We start from the raw sequence: 17,216 nt of genomic DNA on the forward strand, positions 1-17,216 counted from the left end.
ATCGAGCTGTTGTTATATTGTATATGCAATATGGATTGGAAAACAAAACATCTTATCAAGTCACTCAAGAGAAGGCACTCGCAAGAGTGCTTTTCCTCTTAATAACGGACCTTTAGCTCAGCTGGTTAGAGCAGCAGATGGCTCATAACCGTCCGGTCGTAGGTTCAAGTCCTACAAGATCCATATAAAATAAGCTCCTATTACGATAGCTCAGGTAATAGGAGCTTAAATTTTTAAAAAATTACATAACATACTCACTTAGCGAATATATGATTACCGATTACTGCAACCGTTTGGCGTGTAGTAATCCACTTATCTGTAGAGGTTTTGGGATTATAAAAATAAAGCCAATCAGAATTCTTTCCACTTGTAGAAAGCGCTTCATATACCACCATTCTTGCTTCAGGTGTCGCTGGATGATTACTCCTACCATCTGTAATAGGAGTAAATGCATATCCATATTTAATAGGCTCATAAATAACTTTTGTAATTGTGTCTGGGAAACCATCTGCATTTACACGATTTAATATAACTTTTGCTACTGCTACTTTCCCCTTATAAGGCTCTCCTCCTGCTTCTGCAGTAACCAAACAAGCCATTAAATCTTTTTCTTTTTCTGAAATACCTGTATTAATCATTAAATGTTGACCTACATAGATTCGCTCATTTATATCATTAGCTTGCTTAATAGAATTTATAGATATATTAAATCGTTTCGCAATGGCTTGCAATGTATCCCCTCTTCGAACCTGGTAAACAACTTGTGCTAAATTCTGTACATCACTTATTATTTTTCTTTGAGACGCAGACTCATTAGATTTATCTTCATTTAAAATAGTCAAGCGTTCACCAATGTAAAGCTAATCACTTGTTTTGTGATTAGCTTGCCTAACAGATTGAATAGTCACCCCATATTATTTACCAATATTCCAGAGTGTATCGCTTTCTTTAACAGTATGAACAGTTGCTGCTGCCTCTCCTTGGTTCGATAATAATGTAATCATTGTGGCAGACAGAATTATACCACTTTTTACTTTATGTAACTTCATCTGATTCCCTCCGAAAATTAGTTAATTATTGGTATTTAAAATTTGTATAGAACATTTATCATTTTAGCCAAGAAGACTCCTTCCTCAAGGAACGCTTAGTGAGTAGGTGGGAGATGAATTGACTTCGGACAAGGGATGGCAGGAATCCATCTTAATTGTTCGACATACATAAACTGTTACTTTACTATCTATCGAATATACGTTTGTTGTACAATAGAAACATACCGAAATGGAGGTGAAATGAATGATGATTAATAAAGCATATAAATTTCGTATCTATCCAAATAAAGCACAAGCAACCCTAATCAATAAAACGATTGGCTGTTCTCGTTTTGTATTCAATCATTTCCTATCTCTATGGGATAATGCATACAAAGAAACAGGGAAAGGTTTGACATATGGTACATGCTCTGCCAAACTCCCTGCCATGAAGAAAGAGTTTGTTTGGCTAAAAGAAGTGGATAGTATCGCGATTCAGTCATCTGTTCGCAACCTTGCGGATGCTTATACACGCCTTTTCAAAAAACAAAACAATGCCCCGCGTTTCAAATCTAAGAAGAACAACGTACAATCTTATACCACAAAACAAACAAATGAAAACATTGCCGTTGTAGGAAACAAAATGAAATTGCCAAAACTAGATCTTGTTCGATTTGCCAAAAGTCGTGAAGTAATTGGACGTATTTTAAATGCTACAGTTAGACGGAACCCTTCTGGCAGATACTTTGTGTCATTGTTAGTTGAAACAGAAGTGCAAGAACTTCCGAAAACAAACTCTTACATTGGAATGGATGTGGGACTAAAAGATTTCGCCATTTTGTCAGATGGAACTACCTATAAAAATCCGAAGTTTTTTCGATCATTAGAAGAGAAGTTGGCAAAAGCACAGCGTGTTCTTTCTAGAAGAATGAAAGGATCTTCTCGCTGGAATAAACAACGAGTAAAAGTAGCTAGAATTCATGAATACATGACGAATGCTAGAAAAGATTACTTGGACAAAATCTCGACTGAAATCATCAAAAACCACGATGTTATCGGTATAGAGGATTTGCAAGTATCGAATATGTTAAAGAATCATAAGTTAGCAAAAGCAATTAGTGAGGTATCATGGTCTCAGTTTCGAACTATGTTGAAATATAAGGCAAAATGGTACGGTAAACAAGTCATTGTTGTATCGAAAACATTTGCTTCAAGCCAATTATGTTCTTGTTGTGGATATCAAAACAAAGACGTTAAAAATCTAAACCTACGTAAATGGGGCTGCCCTTCTTGCCTTACACACTATGATAGGGATATTAACGCAAGTATCAATCTAAAGAATGAAGCGATAAGGCTTCTAACCGCAAGGACTGTGGAGATAGCCTAATAAATTAGAGTTCGATAGAACTCTTTACTTAGGAATCCCCCTCTTCTAAACGAAGTGAAAGTGGGGATAGTTCAACTCCCTACAAACTCGCCCTCAAAAATAATTCAAAATTATTTTGACCAAAACATACCTCTTATAGGAACTATTTCGTAAATTTGAGTTCCACAGGGATCATTTAAAAATAAGCTCTGATTATAATAGTCTGGATGAGCTTTAAATTTTCTTTTCAAATGACATAATAAACATACTAAGATTAGTAGTGCAGACCAAGGCATTGGTTCGCACTACTATTTTTTATATAGTAGAAGTGAAGAGAGGGGCGTGGGTGCTTTGGAATCCTGAATCCGTAAAAAACTGACCTTCTTCACTTACCTTATTTGAATCAGTTTTTAGTATGTTGGTCCTCGAGATCGTGTATAAGAAATGGGAATCGATAAGTGTAAGTTGAAGACTTCAATTCCACCTGAGGAGGAACTATATGAAACACGTAACTGCACTTGATGTCAGTATGGGTAAAAGTTATATGATAATTTATAATACACAAAAACAATGTGTATTATAAAGCGAAAACAAGCATTCTAAGCCTGATTTTGAAAAGCTACAAGAAAAGATACATAAGCTTACAGATGAGACTGGTGAATCACCTGAAATTGTGTTCGATGCAACAGGGATCTATTCCAGATAGCTATAACAATTTATGCAAGATAACCAGTATACATATTGTTTATTAAACCCATTAGAAGCCAAACTACAATGTGATTCCTTGCGGATTCATAAGACAGACCGAAGCGATGCACACCGATTAGCTCTTACTCATTTTATAGTTACCCGAAGGGTATCTACTGGAACTAATAACTTATTCTATCAGTTAAAATCTCTTTCTAGATTATATAGCGAACTGGATGGTGAATTATCAATGATTCGCAGCCATATTCATAAAGTAATCCAATTAACATTTCCAGAATTGGAAAGAATGTTTACCAGTAAATCTGATTTGTTTTTAAATTTCGTTCAACTATTCCCCCACCCAGATTGTGTTTTAGGTCTTTCTAAAACTATTATAAAAAATCGTATTCGTGCCAACACCGATAAAAAGTATCAAATATCACGGTGGAGAAAAAAGCGATTCAGATACTTGAAATAGCGAAAACTTCCTATCCTGCTGTTTCTCAGAACGATGTTCTGTGAGATCAACTCAAATTATACGCAAAGCGCTATCAAGAGCTTCTTCGCCAAAAAGAATGCTGTATTAACAAGATGGTGTATGTAGCCGAGCAACGTACAGAATACGATATCATTCTCAGTCTTCCTGGGATTGGGCCGAATACTGCCGTACGCTTGATTGCTGAAATAGAAGATATTACTCGTTTTAATAATAACAAGCAACTCAATGCATTTGCTGGCATTGATATACGCCGTTTTCAATCCGGTAAAACCTTTTTTAAAGATAAAATCAATAAAAGTGGAAATAAACATTTCCGGAAGCTCCTTTTCCTCATCATCCAAAACATGATTAAACAACGACGTTACGGACAAAATCATATTGTTGAGTATTACGATAAATTAAAAACGCAACCTTATAACAAATGTCATAAAGTTGCGTCCATTGCATGTGTAAATAAGTTATTGAAGCTTCTCTTCTACCTCATTACACATAATATGTACTATGATTATCAGTTAACCGCCTGAAACCATAGTTTCATTCATCACACCATATCTTCCCCCTAGTAAAAAATGGACACATATTAAGGGTATTTGGTTTGCATTCTAATTGACTTAAAATCTCTGACATTTAATCAATTAGAACTCTAAAAAACAGTTGACTAATCGTAAGAAAGCACCCAATCGTACTTGGGTTCTTTTTGAGGGAGAAAATCTAAGAAAATAGATGTCGACTCCATCATTGACTCAAACGGATACTCTCCTACTTTTTTCAAAGTTAACATTTCCTTTCGTTCGGTAAAAAATACATTTGTGTATTTGCGGATAAATCTTACCATCAAACAAACCGTCTTAGTTGCTTCCAGCCTCTAAGGCTACACCCCATTGGCCTCATCATCGCAATGGACTTTTTGTCTACAATAAAAAAGCCCCCAATATATACACTGAGGACCATAAAATAATAAAATAATAAGTGACAAAAAAAATCAAACATAAAAAAAAGCTTATTCACATATTCTCACAAAAGAACAAATCACACCATATCATTTTTTACCTTGTATACGGATAAATTTGATTTTACACATCTTTTAACATATACCGTACTCTTAATTCCCTCAAGTTTCTATATCAAAAGTCCCTCGAAATGCACTTACTATGTTCTAGCATTTTATACACGTTTTAAAAGAGAGTATTTTCCTTTCCTCACTCTATCATCTCAACGTTTTTTCAACAACTTATAATACAGATTATATTTCTAAAACCCCTATCTTTCTGATGAATAAAATACAATATCCCATGTGTATATCTGTAAAATACACATCCGAAAACACTTAAAAATAAAACCTTTTCGATTAATATACATCACACATACAATTATGAAAAGAATAAAAACACTTTAAATTGTATTAATATTTCACTAAGGAATGCTCGTTTACTATTTTCTTCTGTATCAGCTTGGGAAATGTAACGAACAAAAGCATGCTGAATTTTTCTATGTGATAAGAAAGAGACGATTTGAAGTATACACCTGCTGTATCTTTTTCTTTCTCCTAAAACAGCTTGTTTCTATCTGTCACATTAGAAAAGGAAATGTACTCTTTGTTCTGGTTTGCATTCGATATTCTAGCAAACTATCATGACCAGCCATACAGTAAAAAAAGAGAGATTCCTACCATCATTTCATAACCTAACAAAAAACAAGGAGAGTTCGCATGACAAAAAAATCGAAATTGAAATATAATTTAAAAGCAACGGGAACAACCGTGACAACGGCAGGTATTTTATTAACGTCCGTACAACCTAGTTACACAGAGGAACAACAATTAAATGTACCCATTCAGCAGCAACCGTCAATGGATGAAATGAAATAAAATAAAATAAAAGAAAGTAGAACAAATAAAGGAAGAAGTTGTTCAAGGCCAACAAGAAAATCAGAAACTGGATGCAGTGCCAGATGAAGCAACAGAAAAGGATGTTTCAACATTCGAAGAATTTGAGGCAGCAATACTGGATGTATCTGTGACAACGATTAATATTATGAAAAATATACAATTTAAAAAAGATTTGGAGTTTTCTTTGAGTGGTAGCCGAAAGCTAACGATTAATGGGAATGCAGATAAAGACATCACCATAGATCATGACAAATATTCACTAAGATCTAGTACGAATATTAATGGTGGTTCTAGCTTTAATCTTAAGAATGCTAACATTGTAGGGAAGATGGCGGATACTGGGTTCTTCATTTCTAACTACACAGGCTCAACTAACATAGCCGATGTTACATACAACAACATGGATAAGAAGGTTTCTTTTGTGGAGAACCATCATTTGTGCCATAACGCGGTAACCAAATAAAATTGCTTGTACATGTTGTAAATTGTATTCACCATACATGTGATGAGCTACATATAAAACTATCTTCCAGCCTTCAGCTTTACACTTTCATCAATAAATGCTCGGGACGCTTCTGCTAATTCTCTTTTATCGATGAAAGTGTATCATCTTCCACATCTAACACTAAAAATTTTGCGTTAGGATTTACTCTGGCCAAAAAATCTTTCGCCTCCACAATGGCATCATTCACACTTACATAACATCCATAGGCATACGCCGCATGAGGGATACCGTAACTCTCTAAATTCGCTACATGGTCATTATATAAATGATCTACAATGTGTTTTGTCATGATTTATCGTCTCCTTCAAAGAGTTGTTGTTTGATTTCTGATACATCTTTAGAGATAGATTCAAACGCTTTTGCTTGTTCTTCGATGACTTCTTGGTTCTTTTCAATTACTGTTTGATACTTATCTTCACTTTGCTCATTTCTTTTGTTGTTTGCCCATAATAACTATCCTGCAAGCATGGCCCATGAACCTTGCTGTAAGAACAGCTTGAAGATGTCCTCCTCCATCGTTCTCACCTTCTCGTATGATTAAGTTAGGTTTTTTAGGGACGGGATGTACCTATAAACCCAAGGGTATCTATTTTTATGAGATACTTATATTTGTAGATAGAGTGTTGCCGACCACCTCCTTGAATCTTTGTATTCGGTTGAAAGAATGGTACCTCTGTCTAATAAGGGGTCCCACCCCATGTCCATCAAGCTAACAAAGTAAATTACTAGATACGAAATGATCCTTGTTTCAAAACTAGCAAGTGATAAAAAAGTAGGCATGCTAAATAAGCCTATTAAAACGTGATTTTTTCGCTAGGCAGCTTGTCTATGCTTCACCGTCGTTTTATACACAATCCCTAGAATATCAAAGACGGTCATCTTCTTATGTCTATGACATTTACGACCGTTCTTTTTGAGCAGTTGATAAAGGCGATGCAGAATTTTTAAAAATTCTTCTGTGCCAACAGCTATCGCTTGAAACAGTAACGGAAAGTAATCTTTAATTATGTAAATCGCTTTGTATTCACTCAGCTCCTGCTTTTTCTTTTCAAGCAGAAACTGGCGCATTTGAAACATCGTAGAAGAACAGAGGAGAATGCCGATCAGTTGTCCATATAAATGGCACTCTAGGCGTTCTCTTTTTATATTTTGACATTTATCAATTTCAAAGAATGACTTCCACGTTTTAAACAAAATTTCAATCTGCCAACGAAGTGAATATAATGAATGCACGTAGTTCGTCGGTACTTCTTCTAGCGACGTATTCGTGATATATACATTCATGCCCATTAAACGTTTACTTTTATCCTTCATGACAATGCCTTTCTTCTTTTCGCGTATCGCTTGGTTTTTCAGACGTGTTTGTGTTTGATCATCGGTTAAACGATGGATAATGACACGTGCTGGAAGTTTCTGATTTTGGCCAATGTATGCCTCGGGGATTTCCATCGTTTCACCAGGGATTAGACTAGACATCATTTGTGTCATATCAAGCTGGATGTATTCTGTTTGCTTTTTTAACGTACCATTATTGAAGTATTCTGGTTCAGGGTTCTTGATATAAATGCGTGTATTCAACTTCAACCGTGAGATATAGTAAGCCTCTTTATCATGAATGGTTTGTAAGTCTCCTAAATCGAAGTAACCAAGATCACGTAAACACAAATCGCCTGCTTCTACGGTTTCAAGACAGATGGTACCATATGTTTTATCATTATTCTTTCCTGGTCCAAGCTGCACGTTAAGGAATTGACCACTAAGTAAATCATATTCCAATTGGATTTTCACGCCTGCTTTATTACTACTCCCACCTGAACCTTGATAGTCAGTGGCGAATTGATCAGGTAGTTGAAACACTGTTGCATCTAGAATACGGATACGATTGAAAGTAGAGATTATATGTGCAGAAAGTGAGTGATTTGAACAGAGTTTTTGTGTGAGAAGAGAAGTAAAGACTTCTCGAAGAAATGTGACAGCTGCTGGATTAAAGCGTTGATTCAGTCCTTTTGGACTCATGAGTGTAGCTGTACTTGCATAAAGCTGACTACATAATCGAGTAAGAGAATCGCTTGCTACGTGTTGACTAATCCAAATACATAAAGCGACCAAATCTCTTGCGCCATACTTACTTTTACGTTTTACGAAACCCGTCTCCTGCGCGGGCTGTTGAAGGATACTTGGAGATAGATATCGCTGTAGTTCTTCAGCAAATAAATGAAACTCATCTTGAATCGATAGATTCATACAAAAACGCCATCCTTTCTGTATATTTCTACAAAAAGAATAGCGTTTTTTTCGTTTTATGGATACAATTTTTTAGCTTGATGGAGATGCGGTGGGACCCCAATTATGTATCGGGTGCTTCGTCCTGACACGTTGTTCATATTAACCTCGCTTTTCTCTCTCAAAAAACGGCATGCAGGCCATCTCCGGCTTGCTCAAATCAGCGGCTAAGAGAGCAACACCGATTTCGCCTTTATAAAGACTGTCCTTCGTGAAAGCATAGGTTTGAATAAGGTTCGCTGCCCGATTGGCTAACTCGCGGGCGCGGTATACCCATTCTTTGTCGCCAGTATATTTGTAGACATTCAGCAAAGAGTAAGCTCGACCCGTGTAACCGCAGCATAAATCCGCCATCCGCTCCGTGTCTTCCCACGCATTCCATGCCGCCTTTTGAGCCAGCGTCAGGTACTTTTCCGCATTCAGCATTTCATAGGCATATGTCCACAGAAAAACAAATCCCGTACTGCCATTACACCATCCCGCGGTATAATCGTCAGAACGTCTTGATCCTAACTTCCGTTTCCATCGAACTCCTCGGCCGAACACTTCTGCACAACCAGCCAACTCTTCCAGACGATCAACCAAAGATGAGGGGAATGTGCGGTTCGCCGATTGACACCATCGCATCGTTGCATACAAAATACCTGCCCATCCGTGTGCAATTCCTAAAAAAGAAAGCTCTGTAGCCTGCTGAATTGGGGGCAAAGTATCAATTTCAGCCCAGATGCTTTGCAGCGTGCAATCTCCCAATTTCAACAAGGGTTGCGGATCGATTAAATCGTTGTCCGGCAGAACATCCAACAACTGAGAGCAAGCAAGCAATGTACTCGACTTGCCGAGAGTCAGATCCAAATTCTCACAAGGTTGCAGAGAAACTTGAACAAAATCATTAAGTGCATGTTGCAAAGAGACCATATCGCCCATCGCTTGACTGATCAACGCCTGAACACAATACACCCCGCTTACGGTGTGATAAGGCGAAACGAGTCCGACCTTCTCAGGGATCAGTTCAGGAGCGCTGTAAAATGAGTTCGGATTCCCAGCTTGATGGGCCGCTTTGGATGCCCATTGATCTGCCAAAGCCAACAGAGCAGGGCTGTTCTGCAAACAAGCGAGCCTGTAAAAAAAGTAAGCAATCCCAGCCGCTCCGAAATTAAGGGAGCAAGTAGGCTCTGAGGTGATACCCGTTTGGAACAAGGATCCGTCCGTTCCGGCCCGTTTCAGAACCTCTCTCAAAGTTTCGTCTAAAAGGAGAGTGCGTGCTTCTAACCGGTTGGGCATTTCATCCTGTTGTTCCGATACAGCCACCTGTTTCAATGCTTCTAAAAATTCTGCAACAGACGAAAAACGCTCAGACGGGTCCTTGTGTAATGCTTTTGCCAACACCGCCTCCACTTCAGGCCAAGGTTGTGCGGACTGAACAAAGAAAGGCAACGTATGATCTTCCGCAATCTGCCTTCTCATTTCCTTTTTCTCCACAGCAAATTTCAGATAATGAGAACCGGTGAACAAGTAGTACAACAAGACAGCCAACTGGTACTGCTCTCCCGCAATCGATGCTTTCGGCGGTCTGAGATTCTCAAGACGTGCTTTTGCATATTCGGGTTCCAGATACTCCCCCATGCCGCCCCTTGGTGGTTCTCCAAGATGATTGAGAATCTCTGACCTCGCCAAGCCATAGTCCAGAATCTTAACGCTACCATCGCTTTCAACCAGTAAGTTCTTCTCATGGACATCGCCATGAATGACTTTTTGCTGGTGAAGACAAGAATAGGCTTCCAGAATGTTGCACGAGAGGGACAACAGTTTACGCCTGCTCTCGATGAAGGGAAGTTTGAGATATTCTTTGGCGGCGATATGGGCGTGAACACCAGAGACCCATTCCAGGAAAAGGTATTCTCGATCTTGATACATCCCCGCTTCAAGCAAAGTGGGGAAAACAGGCCCTTTCAGGTGCTGGAGAACCGCTTTTTCCCGTTTTAACGATCCTGCCATCTCCAGATGGTCACCCGGACGGATCATCTTCAGAGCAGCAATGCGTCCCGACGCGTCCTGTACCTGATACAATTCCGTGTCTTCCAGCACTTGAATGACTCGAACCACTTCGTAGTTGCCGAACATCGTTCCAGGTTGCAGGGTAGACACGATTTTTTTACTTTCTTCAGAACCTAGGGGAACGAGGAAACGAGCAGAGATCATGTTTTTTAACAACGGGTAAGCCCCCTCAATCGCTTCTTCAGGATCGCATTGTTGTGTGATGCTGAAATTGAGAACGGCTTGGACGATCGTTTTTGGCGTCTGAAACTCTTTCAGCAAAGCCGTCGTTGCCGCATCTATCATTTTGGCCGTCGAACGCAATCCTGGACGCGATATGGCATAGGACTCCTCTTCACATTCCATTTGCTCCAGTATGTCCTTCGAGAACTCCTTGGCAGGCGTTAGAATCACATCGGCCGGCAATACAAAAATTCCTGTGACAGACATCCGCTCACTCCTCCTCCCGACTCCAACCCTTTTCCCAAATCGTTTGCAACGGCCGCCAGTTCTCCGTGTCCACCCCGTCCATCCGCAGGCGGTCTAAAGCGAATTGCCATGGCTCCAGATGACCGGAGTGCGCTGTTTTGGCCAGTAACAGGTATGTAGCCAAGCGATTGGTAAGCCACAAGCGCCAACTCTGTCGCTCCTGCCAACCAAGCACCTGCTGATGCTCTTTTGGCGGGTCCACTCCCCACGATAGCAGTCCGTCACCCGCAAGATTGGATGTGAAAGGAACTCCATGAGCGGGGCACCCCTGCAGTTTCTGTCCAATCTTATGTGCGGTCTCCTGTAGTTCCTCGTAATTTGTGAAATATGCGACCATCTTATCGGGCCGCAACATGCCGTACACATCACTGCCGATCTTAAAAATGGGAACTTTCACTTCCGTCAGAACATCCAACATCGCTGAAAACGCTTCTTGCAGGAATTCACAATGCGGACTCAGATACAACTTATAAGTCCCAGTTGACTCACTTAACGATGCCCGCTTTTGTCGAGACCGCCACACCATCCATCCGTCATGGGAAGGACGTTTCGAAACTTTTGCCCAATGCTTTTCGAGTACGTCTTGATTGACCCCGCCCGAAGGAGTCACATGGCGCAAAATAGAGTCTGTCGATGAAAATATTGCTTTCCACTCAGGAGTGACAGGCATCCGATTGTAAAAATAGAGCCTTGCGGACAGGCTGGCTGCTTCATTGATTTCTAAGTTTTGTGCGTATGTAAGGGCAGCGATGGACAATTTGGCAAGAGGGTCCTTAGCAGAAACGGACAAAGCGGATTCACAAATGAACGGATGGGCATCAGCACCCGAAAGAAACGCCCCGTTCCACTTCATTTCTAAAATTCCATCCAAGACAAGTTCTCTAACAGATCCCTCACCTGTTTTTTCCAAGGCCGATTTTACATCGTGAGGAAGCGGACCTGCTTCTTGTAACGAGTAAAAAAGCGATGCTACATTGCGGCATGCAGATTTGACCCCGAGGCTTGTATGATTTTTAGGCAGAAGAATCCCGAAGAAATCAGGATCCTTCTGCAAGTCTGCATACGCCTCACGATACGCGGTTGACAAGCGATCAAACGGGACAAGGTCGTAGCAGCGATTCGAACGAAATTCAAGGTCTAATACAGACTTGTAGAAAACAGATGACATAAAGCACCTCTCCATATAATGACTTTTAGGTATCGGTAGTCTGGCTGTTCGGTTGTAGCAACCCTTTTTGTTGCCTCACTTCTTCAAGTAGGGCACTCAGTCTATTTTCCATTGCCTTCGCTTCTTCGATGCTCTTCAGTTGGATCTTTTGCGATGTTCAGTATCTTTTCTTGGAGTTCCACACTCTCCAATGCCTGTTTCAGTTCTGCTTTCAGCAAAGAGAACTCTTCGGGGTTGTTGATGATGCGTTCAGCTACGAAAATGCTGATCCCACAGTTGGTGTGGCCCGTGCATCTAGAGCATGAAGTGCATGTAGTACAACCACTACACCTCGAGCACGCACCGCAGCCCCGAGGCTCAATGACCTGATGAGCGCCCCCACCATGATTTATGTCGTCATTTCCAGCAGCAACGATACGGATCATCAGATCTTTCGTTCTAAATTCCATATACATACCTCCTTTTTAAATTGGAATATTGAAGCTCAAGTTAATGGTGTCCAATTCTCTATTATCTATACCGCATGGGCAGACAGGCGCTGACCGATATCTAACAGCTTAAACCGCTTGGTAGGTGGCATTAACTGTATAAGTTGATAACAAGCTGAATTCGGTTCAATCCCCCAATAATATCCCTCTATTTTATATTGTTCCTCATAAATGGACACTTTATTCATGTTAGGTATCCTCTTATATTAAATGTGTCAATTGTACAATAACGATACATTTAATATAAGAAACGGTACTTTTTTCTTTCTAAATAGTAATTGGTTAGCGTAGAAAAGTAGTTTATTCATCCCAAAGGGGATTCTAGGATATGTTTTTCCTATTTTTTTGGTGGTATCCTATCGCCATCACGCTAAGATGGATTTATATCCATACTATAAAAAATATTATTCTTTTGTTAACCACATATACGAAAGGATGGCGTTTTTCTATGAATCTATCAATTTCTGATGAATTACAATTATTCACCAAAGAATTACAGCGATATATGTCACCACATGCTTTAGAACAATTAGCTAGAGAGATAGGATTTGTTCAACGAAAAAGTAAATATCGTGCACAAGATTTAGTAGCTCTTTGTGTTTGGTTAAGCCAAAACCAAAACATAGTAAACACTTCATTGACACAACTATGTAGTCGATTAGAAGCCAACACAGGTATTTCTATGAGTCCAGAAGGACTCAATCAGCGCTTTAATTCTCAAGCTGTACAGTTGTTACAACAACTCTTAGCGCATTTACTTCACCAACAATTTTGTTCTTCTAGCAAGATTCCAACTTTGTATACAAACTATTTTCGGCGTATTCGTGTATTAGATTCTACACATTTTCAGGTTCCAGATAAATTTTCTTCTACATATCAAGGTTCAGAAGGTAGTGGTCAAAATGCTGGTGTGAAAATTCAACTAGAGTATGATTTACTAAGTGGTCAGTTTCTACATGTTCATGTAGGATCAGGAAAGCACAATGATAAAACGTATGGTTCTACTTGTTTAAAGTCCCTTCAACCTAACGATATATGTATACGTGATTTAGGATATTTCGACTTAAAAGACTTACATACTATAGAAGAGTGTAATGCTTATTTTATTTCAAGATTAAAACTCAATACACGTATATATCAGAAGAATAAAGAGCCTGAATACTTTCAAAATGGAACAATAAAAAAGCACTCTGAGTACATCCAATTAGATATGGAGCAATTCATTAATCAATTGTAGTCAGGTGAAACATATGAAATTCCTGAGATTTATATTGGAATGTATCAAAAGCTTCCTGCAAGACGAATTCTGTATAAATTAACTGAAACGCAAATGCAACGTAGACAAAAGGATTTAGCATCTAAAGAACATAAGAAGCAAATTACCTATAAAGAACGCAGTAAGCGGCTTAGTGCAATTAACTTTTACATTACAAATATTCCTTTGGAATATCTACCAAAGGAGCAAGTATACGATTTTTACTCCTTACGATGGCAAATTGAACTTATCTTTAAAACATGGAAATCATTTTTTCGTATTCATCACTGTAATTCTGTAAAATTAGAACGACTAGAATGTCACTTATACGGGCAATTAATAAGTATCCTTCTTTGTTCCTCCACCATGTTTCAAATGCGCCAATTACTCCTCATCAAGAAGAAACGAGAATTAAGCGAATATAAAGCGATTTATATCATAAAAGATTATTTTCCACTTATTTATCAATCTTTACAAAAAGACACCCGAGAATTAACAAAGATATTGTTTCGTTTGTTCAATCTCTTACAGAAAAACGGACGAAAATCCCATAGGTATGAGAAGAAAACAGTCTTTGATATCTTAGGCGTCGTATACAAATTTTCTATGTCTCACAATCAAGTAGCGTAATCCAAAAAAATTGAAACCCAATAGGATTTATTTGGTATGCAAATCTTTAAAGAACTTACACTGGATCTTTAAAAGAAAGAAAAAATCTCATGTAAAATTAAACTTATATAAGCTTAACTTGATGGGCATGGGTTCCCACCCACATTTTAACGAAAATATACGCTAAGCAAATTTCGACATAAAATAAGCCGGACTTTCTACTCTAAGAAAAATCCGGCTCTTATTTTTAGACTTGTTGTAAAGGACGAAGGGATTCTAGCGTTGTAGTATCTTTCATATTAAATCGGTACTCACCTAAAAAGTTGATAATGCTCCCATCCTAGTGGTGAGATATGTTTTAATAGTTCTGCGTTAAACCCATGCGTACTTCTTAGCATTTCTACAGCTTTGCTTAAATATACGGTGTTCCATATAATGATGGCATTAATAAGAATGCTTAATACACTTGCTCGTTGCAATTGGTCTTGGAGAGCACGTTCACGGAATTCTCCGTGTTTCCCAAAAAATATTGCTCTTGCTAGTGAATTCATTGCTTCCCCTTTGTTTAATCCTCGTTGGACTTTTCTACGTAACGTTTTATCTGAAAGATAATCTAAAATAAAGATAGTCTTTTCAATTCTACCCATTTCTCTTAATGCCTTTGCTACTTTATTCTGGCGAGTATAAGAACCTAATTTGCCCATAATTAGTGCACCGGACACTTTTCCTTCTCGAATTGAATGGGCTATACGTAAAACGTCATCATAATTTTCATAAATCAATTTCATATTCACTTGTCCCCTTATAAGACCTTCTATATTTGAAAAATCTTTAGGTGAACCAATTGTATACAATTTAGAACTTGATAAGTCCCTTAATCGGGGTGCAAAACGGAATCCCAACAAGTGAGTTAAGCCGAATACTTGATCAGTATAGCCGGCTGTATCCGTATAATGCTCTTCAATCATTAAATCAGATTCATGATGAAGTAACCCATCAATCACATGTATAGCATCTCTTGCATTCGTGTTAATAACTTTTGTGTAAAAGGAAAAAAATTGATCACTTACGAATCTATATATAGTCGCTCCTTTACCAGATCCATAGTGTGGATTCGAGCTAGCACTCAAAGAAGACACCCCAATTTGAACACGCATTCCGTCCGATGATGAAGTAGTACCGTCACCCCAGTAAGAAGCCAAAGGTAGCCGATGTTGAAAATTAACCAATATCGCCTGAGCACGATTTAGTGCATCATCGTACATACGCCACTGACTTGCATTAGCTAACTGATGATAAGAGATATTTGGTGTAGCCTCTGCCATTTTCGTAAGTCCAATATTTGTTCCCATAGCCATAAGTGAAGCAAGTGTAATAATGATTTCTTCCTCTTTAGGTGGTTTGTTTGTGGATGCATGAATAAATTGTTGCTCGAAGCCTGTCCAGTTCGCCACTTCTAGAAGTAGGTCTGCAAGTTTAACCCGAGGTAACATGTGATAGAGTTTAGAACTTAGTTGTTTGGCTTCCTCTGGAGTATCCTTTTCTAAACGCTGGAGATGTAGGTTTCCCTTGTCAATATCTAATACTGTTCAACTTGTAAATTAGAGATAAATAGACACTTGATACAACTTGAGTTCGGAGCTAAATGGTAGTCAATTATCATCACTATTTTTTACTATGACTTCACCATTAGGGTATCTATGCTTAATATAATCTCCTCCCCAATCACAAAGTACCTTTAAAACTTTTTTTAACGATTCTCCATGTTCTGTAAGGGAATATTCAACTTTTGGTGGCACTTGATTGTATACTTTTCTAGATATTAAGCCATCTTTTTCGAGCTCTTTTAATTGCTCGGTGAGCATCTTTTGTGTAATACCAGTTACCAAGCGTTTTAATTCACCTGTTCGTATAGGACCTCTTGTTAAGTGATATAAAATATGCGATTTCCATTTTCCACCAATAACTTCTAAAACCACTTCGATTCGATTATTGTATTCCTTCTTCATAATGAACTCCTTTATATATCCAATAGGTACTTTTTCGTGCCTATATTACGAAAAAGTGTCTATATCACGAAAAAGTGCGTACTTTTCATTATATCAGTACTATACCATAATAGGGTTTGTTAGCAACTTATGAACAAGAGTGTTGTGACTTTATTCATTGAACACCTCATGCATAACGAGTTAATTATCATACATGATGGAGGTAGTAAAAATATGAAAAAAGAAAATCGTACTGCAAATTTTTATGACGTGATTCGCGAACGTCGTTCGGTTCGCTTTTATGATCCTTTAGTTAAGATCAAAGAAGAAGAAATTAAAGAGCTGCTTGAAGAGGCTATTCTTGCACCAAGTGGAACAAATCTAAATCCTTGGCGTTTTATGGTATTTACAGATTCTACTCTTAAAGAGAAGCTACTTCCAATGGCTTCAGGACAACAACAAGTGGTTGATGCATCCGCAGTTATTGTGGTGTTAGGAGACATGAATGCTTATTCAATGGAGAACGCTGATAAAATCAATCAAAGAGCTGTAGATGCGGGGTATATGACAGAAGAAATTAAAGACAGAATCAACAACAGTGTACAGGGATATTATGGTTCTGTAAGTGAACAAGTAAAAAAAGAATGGCAAATGCTTGATGGTGGTCTAGTAGCCATGCAACTCATGCTAGCTGCAAAGGCAAGAGGATACGATACCGTACCTATGCTTGGCTACAGCATTGAAGAATTCCGTAAGGAATTTAATGTCCCAGAAAACTTAGTTAACATCCTAATGCTTGCTGTTGGTAAAGCAAGAGAACCAGGATTCCCAACAGTAAGATTAGGGGTTGATGAAGTAACTTACTGGAATGGAAAACTTTAATCATTACTATTTAATAATGTATTTTACTATTGTAGGGGGACCATCGA

Annotated in this window: 10 protein-coding genes, 1 tRNA gene and 6 pseudogenes; 7 read left to right on the forward strand and 10 right to left on the reverse strand. The window is 38.5% G+C overall.

Annotated elements, in window-relative coordinates; genetic code table 11:
• The first annotated feature begins 106 nt into the window (after window positions 1-106).
• Window positions 107-183, forward strand: a tRNA-Ile gene (locus QCI75_RS29680).
• A 71-nt stretch (window positions 184-254) separates the two neighbouring features.
• Here the strand turns inward: QCI75_RS29680 and QCI75_RS29685 are convergent.
• Window positions 255-1,049, reverse strand: a pseudogene (locus QCI75_RS29685) (cell wall hydrolase).
• Between the two features lie 244 nt (window positions 1,050-1,293).
• On the opposite strand from QCI75_RS29685, the gene tnpB reads away from it, so the two are divergent.
• The 4 genes and pseudogenes from tnpB to QCI75_RS29705 all read left to right on the forward strand — a co-directional run bounded on the left by tnpB (window position 1,294) and on the right by QCI75_RS29705 (window position 5,931).
• Window positions 1,294-2,415, forward strand: a complete 1,122-nt coding sequence (gene tnpB / locus QCI75_RS29690; RefSeq protein ID WP_353762101.1) for an IS200/IS605 family element RNA-guided endonuclease TnpB — start codon at window positions 1,294-1,296, stop codon at window positions 2,413-2,415.
• Window positions 2,416-2,893: 478 nt separating this feature from the next.
• Window positions 2,894-4,104: pseudogene (locus QCI75_RS29695) on the forward strand (IS110 family RNA-guided transposase).
• A gap of 1,184 nt (window positions 4,105-5,288) precedes the next feature.
• Window positions 5,289-5,447: a hypothetical protein gene (locus tag QCI75_RS29700; RefSeq protein ID WP_353762102.1), complete on the forward strand. Its 159-nt coding sequence runs from the start codon at window positions 5,289-5,291 to the stop codon at window positions 5,445-5,447.
• A gap of 148 nt (window positions 5,448-5,595) precedes the next feature.
• Window positions 5,596-5,931: a pectate lyase-like adhesive domain-containing protein gene (locus QCI75_RS29705; RefSeq protein WP_353762182.1), complete on the forward strand. Its 336-nt coding sequence runs from the start codon at window positions 5,596-5,598 to the stop codon at window positions 5,929-5,931.
• On the opposite strand, the pseudogene QCI75_RS29710 reads toward QCI75_RS29705, so the two are convergent.
• The 7 genes and pseudogenes from QCI75_RS29710 to QCI75_RS29740 form a co-directional block, all read right to left on the reverse strand.
• A pseudogene (locus QCI75_RS29710) lies at window positions 5,867-6,250 on the reverse strand (GH25 family lysozyme); the annotation flags it as partial. The gene QCI75_RS29705 and the pseudogene QCI75_RS29710 sit on opposite strands and share 65 nt — an antisense overlap.
• Window positions 6,251-6,258: 8 nt before the next feature.
• Window positions 6,259-6,489: pseudogene (locus QCI75_RS29715) on the reverse strand (BhlA/UviB family holin-like peptide).
• Window positions 6,490-6,786: 297 nt separating this feature from the next.
• Window positions 6,787-8,217, reverse strand: coding sequence for an IS4 family transposase (locus QCI75_RS29720; RefSeq protein ID WP_353762104.1), 1,431 nt, complete (start codon window positions 8,215-8,217; stop codon window positions 6,787-6,789).
• A 141-nt stretch (window positions 8,218-8,358) separates the two neighbouring features.
• The gene (locus tag QCI75_RS29725; protein ID WP_353762105.1) at window positions 8,359-10,740 is read right to left on the reverse strand and encodes a lanthionine synthetase LanC family protein; all 2,382 of its coding nucleotides are present in this window, start codon (window positions 10,738-10,740) and stop codon (window positions 8,359-8,361) included.
• A 4-nt stretch (window positions 10,741-10,744) separates the two neighbouring features.
• The gene (locus QCI75_RS29730) at window positions 10,745-11,947 is read right to left on the reverse strand and encodes a hypothetical protein (RefSeq protein ID WP_353762106.1); all 1,203 of its coding nucleotides are present in this window, start codon (window positions 11,945-11,947) and stop codon (window positions 10,745-10,747) included.
• Window positions 11,948-12,048: 101 nt separating this feature from the next.
• Window positions 12,049-12,396 (reverse strand): hypothetical protein, encoded by a 348-nt coding sequence (locus QCI75_RS29735; RefSeq protein WP_353762107.1) that lies wholly within the window; start codon window positions 12,394-12,396, stop codon window positions 12,049-12,051.
• Between the two features lie 65 nt (window positions 12,397-12,461).
• On the reverse strand, window positions 12,462-12,623 hold the full coding sequence (locus QCI75_RS29740; protein WP_353762108.1) for a hypothetical protein: 162 nt from the start codon (window positions 12,621-12,623) through the stop codon (window positions 12,462-12,464).
• Window positions 12,624-12,883: 260 nt separating this feature from the next.
• Between QCI75_RS29740 and QCI75_RS29745 the strand changes: the two are divergent.
• A pseudogene (locus tag QCI75_RS29745) lies at window positions 12,884-14,320 on the forward strand (IS4 family transposase).
• A 226-nt stretch (window positions 14,321-14,546) separates the two neighbouring features.
• Here the strand turns inward: QCI75_RS29745 and QCI75_RS29750 are convergent.
• Window positions 14,547-15,882: pseudogene (locus QCI75_RS29750) on the reverse strand (Tn3 family transposase); the annotation flags it as partial.
• 69 nt (window positions 15,883-15,951) lie between these two features.
• Window positions 15,952-16,308 carry a winged helix-turn-helix transcriptional regulator gene (locus QCI75_RS29755; RefSeq protein WP_353762109.1) on the reverse strand — a complete coding sequence of 119 codons (357 nt, stop codon included), beginning with the start codon at window positions 16,306-16,308 and terminating at the stop codon, window positions 15,952-15,954.
• A 213-nt stretch (window positions 16,309-16,521) separates the two neighbouring features.
• On the opposite strand from QCI75_RS29755, the gene QCI75_RS29760 reads away from it, so the two are divergent.
• Complete coding sequence (locus QCI75_RS29760) at window positions 16,522-17,169, forward strand: nitroreductase family protein (protein ID WP_353762110.1); 648 nt, start codon at window positions 16,522-16,524, stop codon at window positions 17,167-17,169.
• The last annotated feature ends 47 nt before the right edge of the window (window positions 17,170-17,216 follow it).

This window comes from Bacillus cereus group sp. RP43, assembly GCF_040459645.1.
In the GTDB taxonomy this organism is placed as follows: Bacteria; Bacillota; Bacilli; order Bacillales; family Bacillaceae_G; genus Bacillus_A; species Bacillus_A mycoides_C.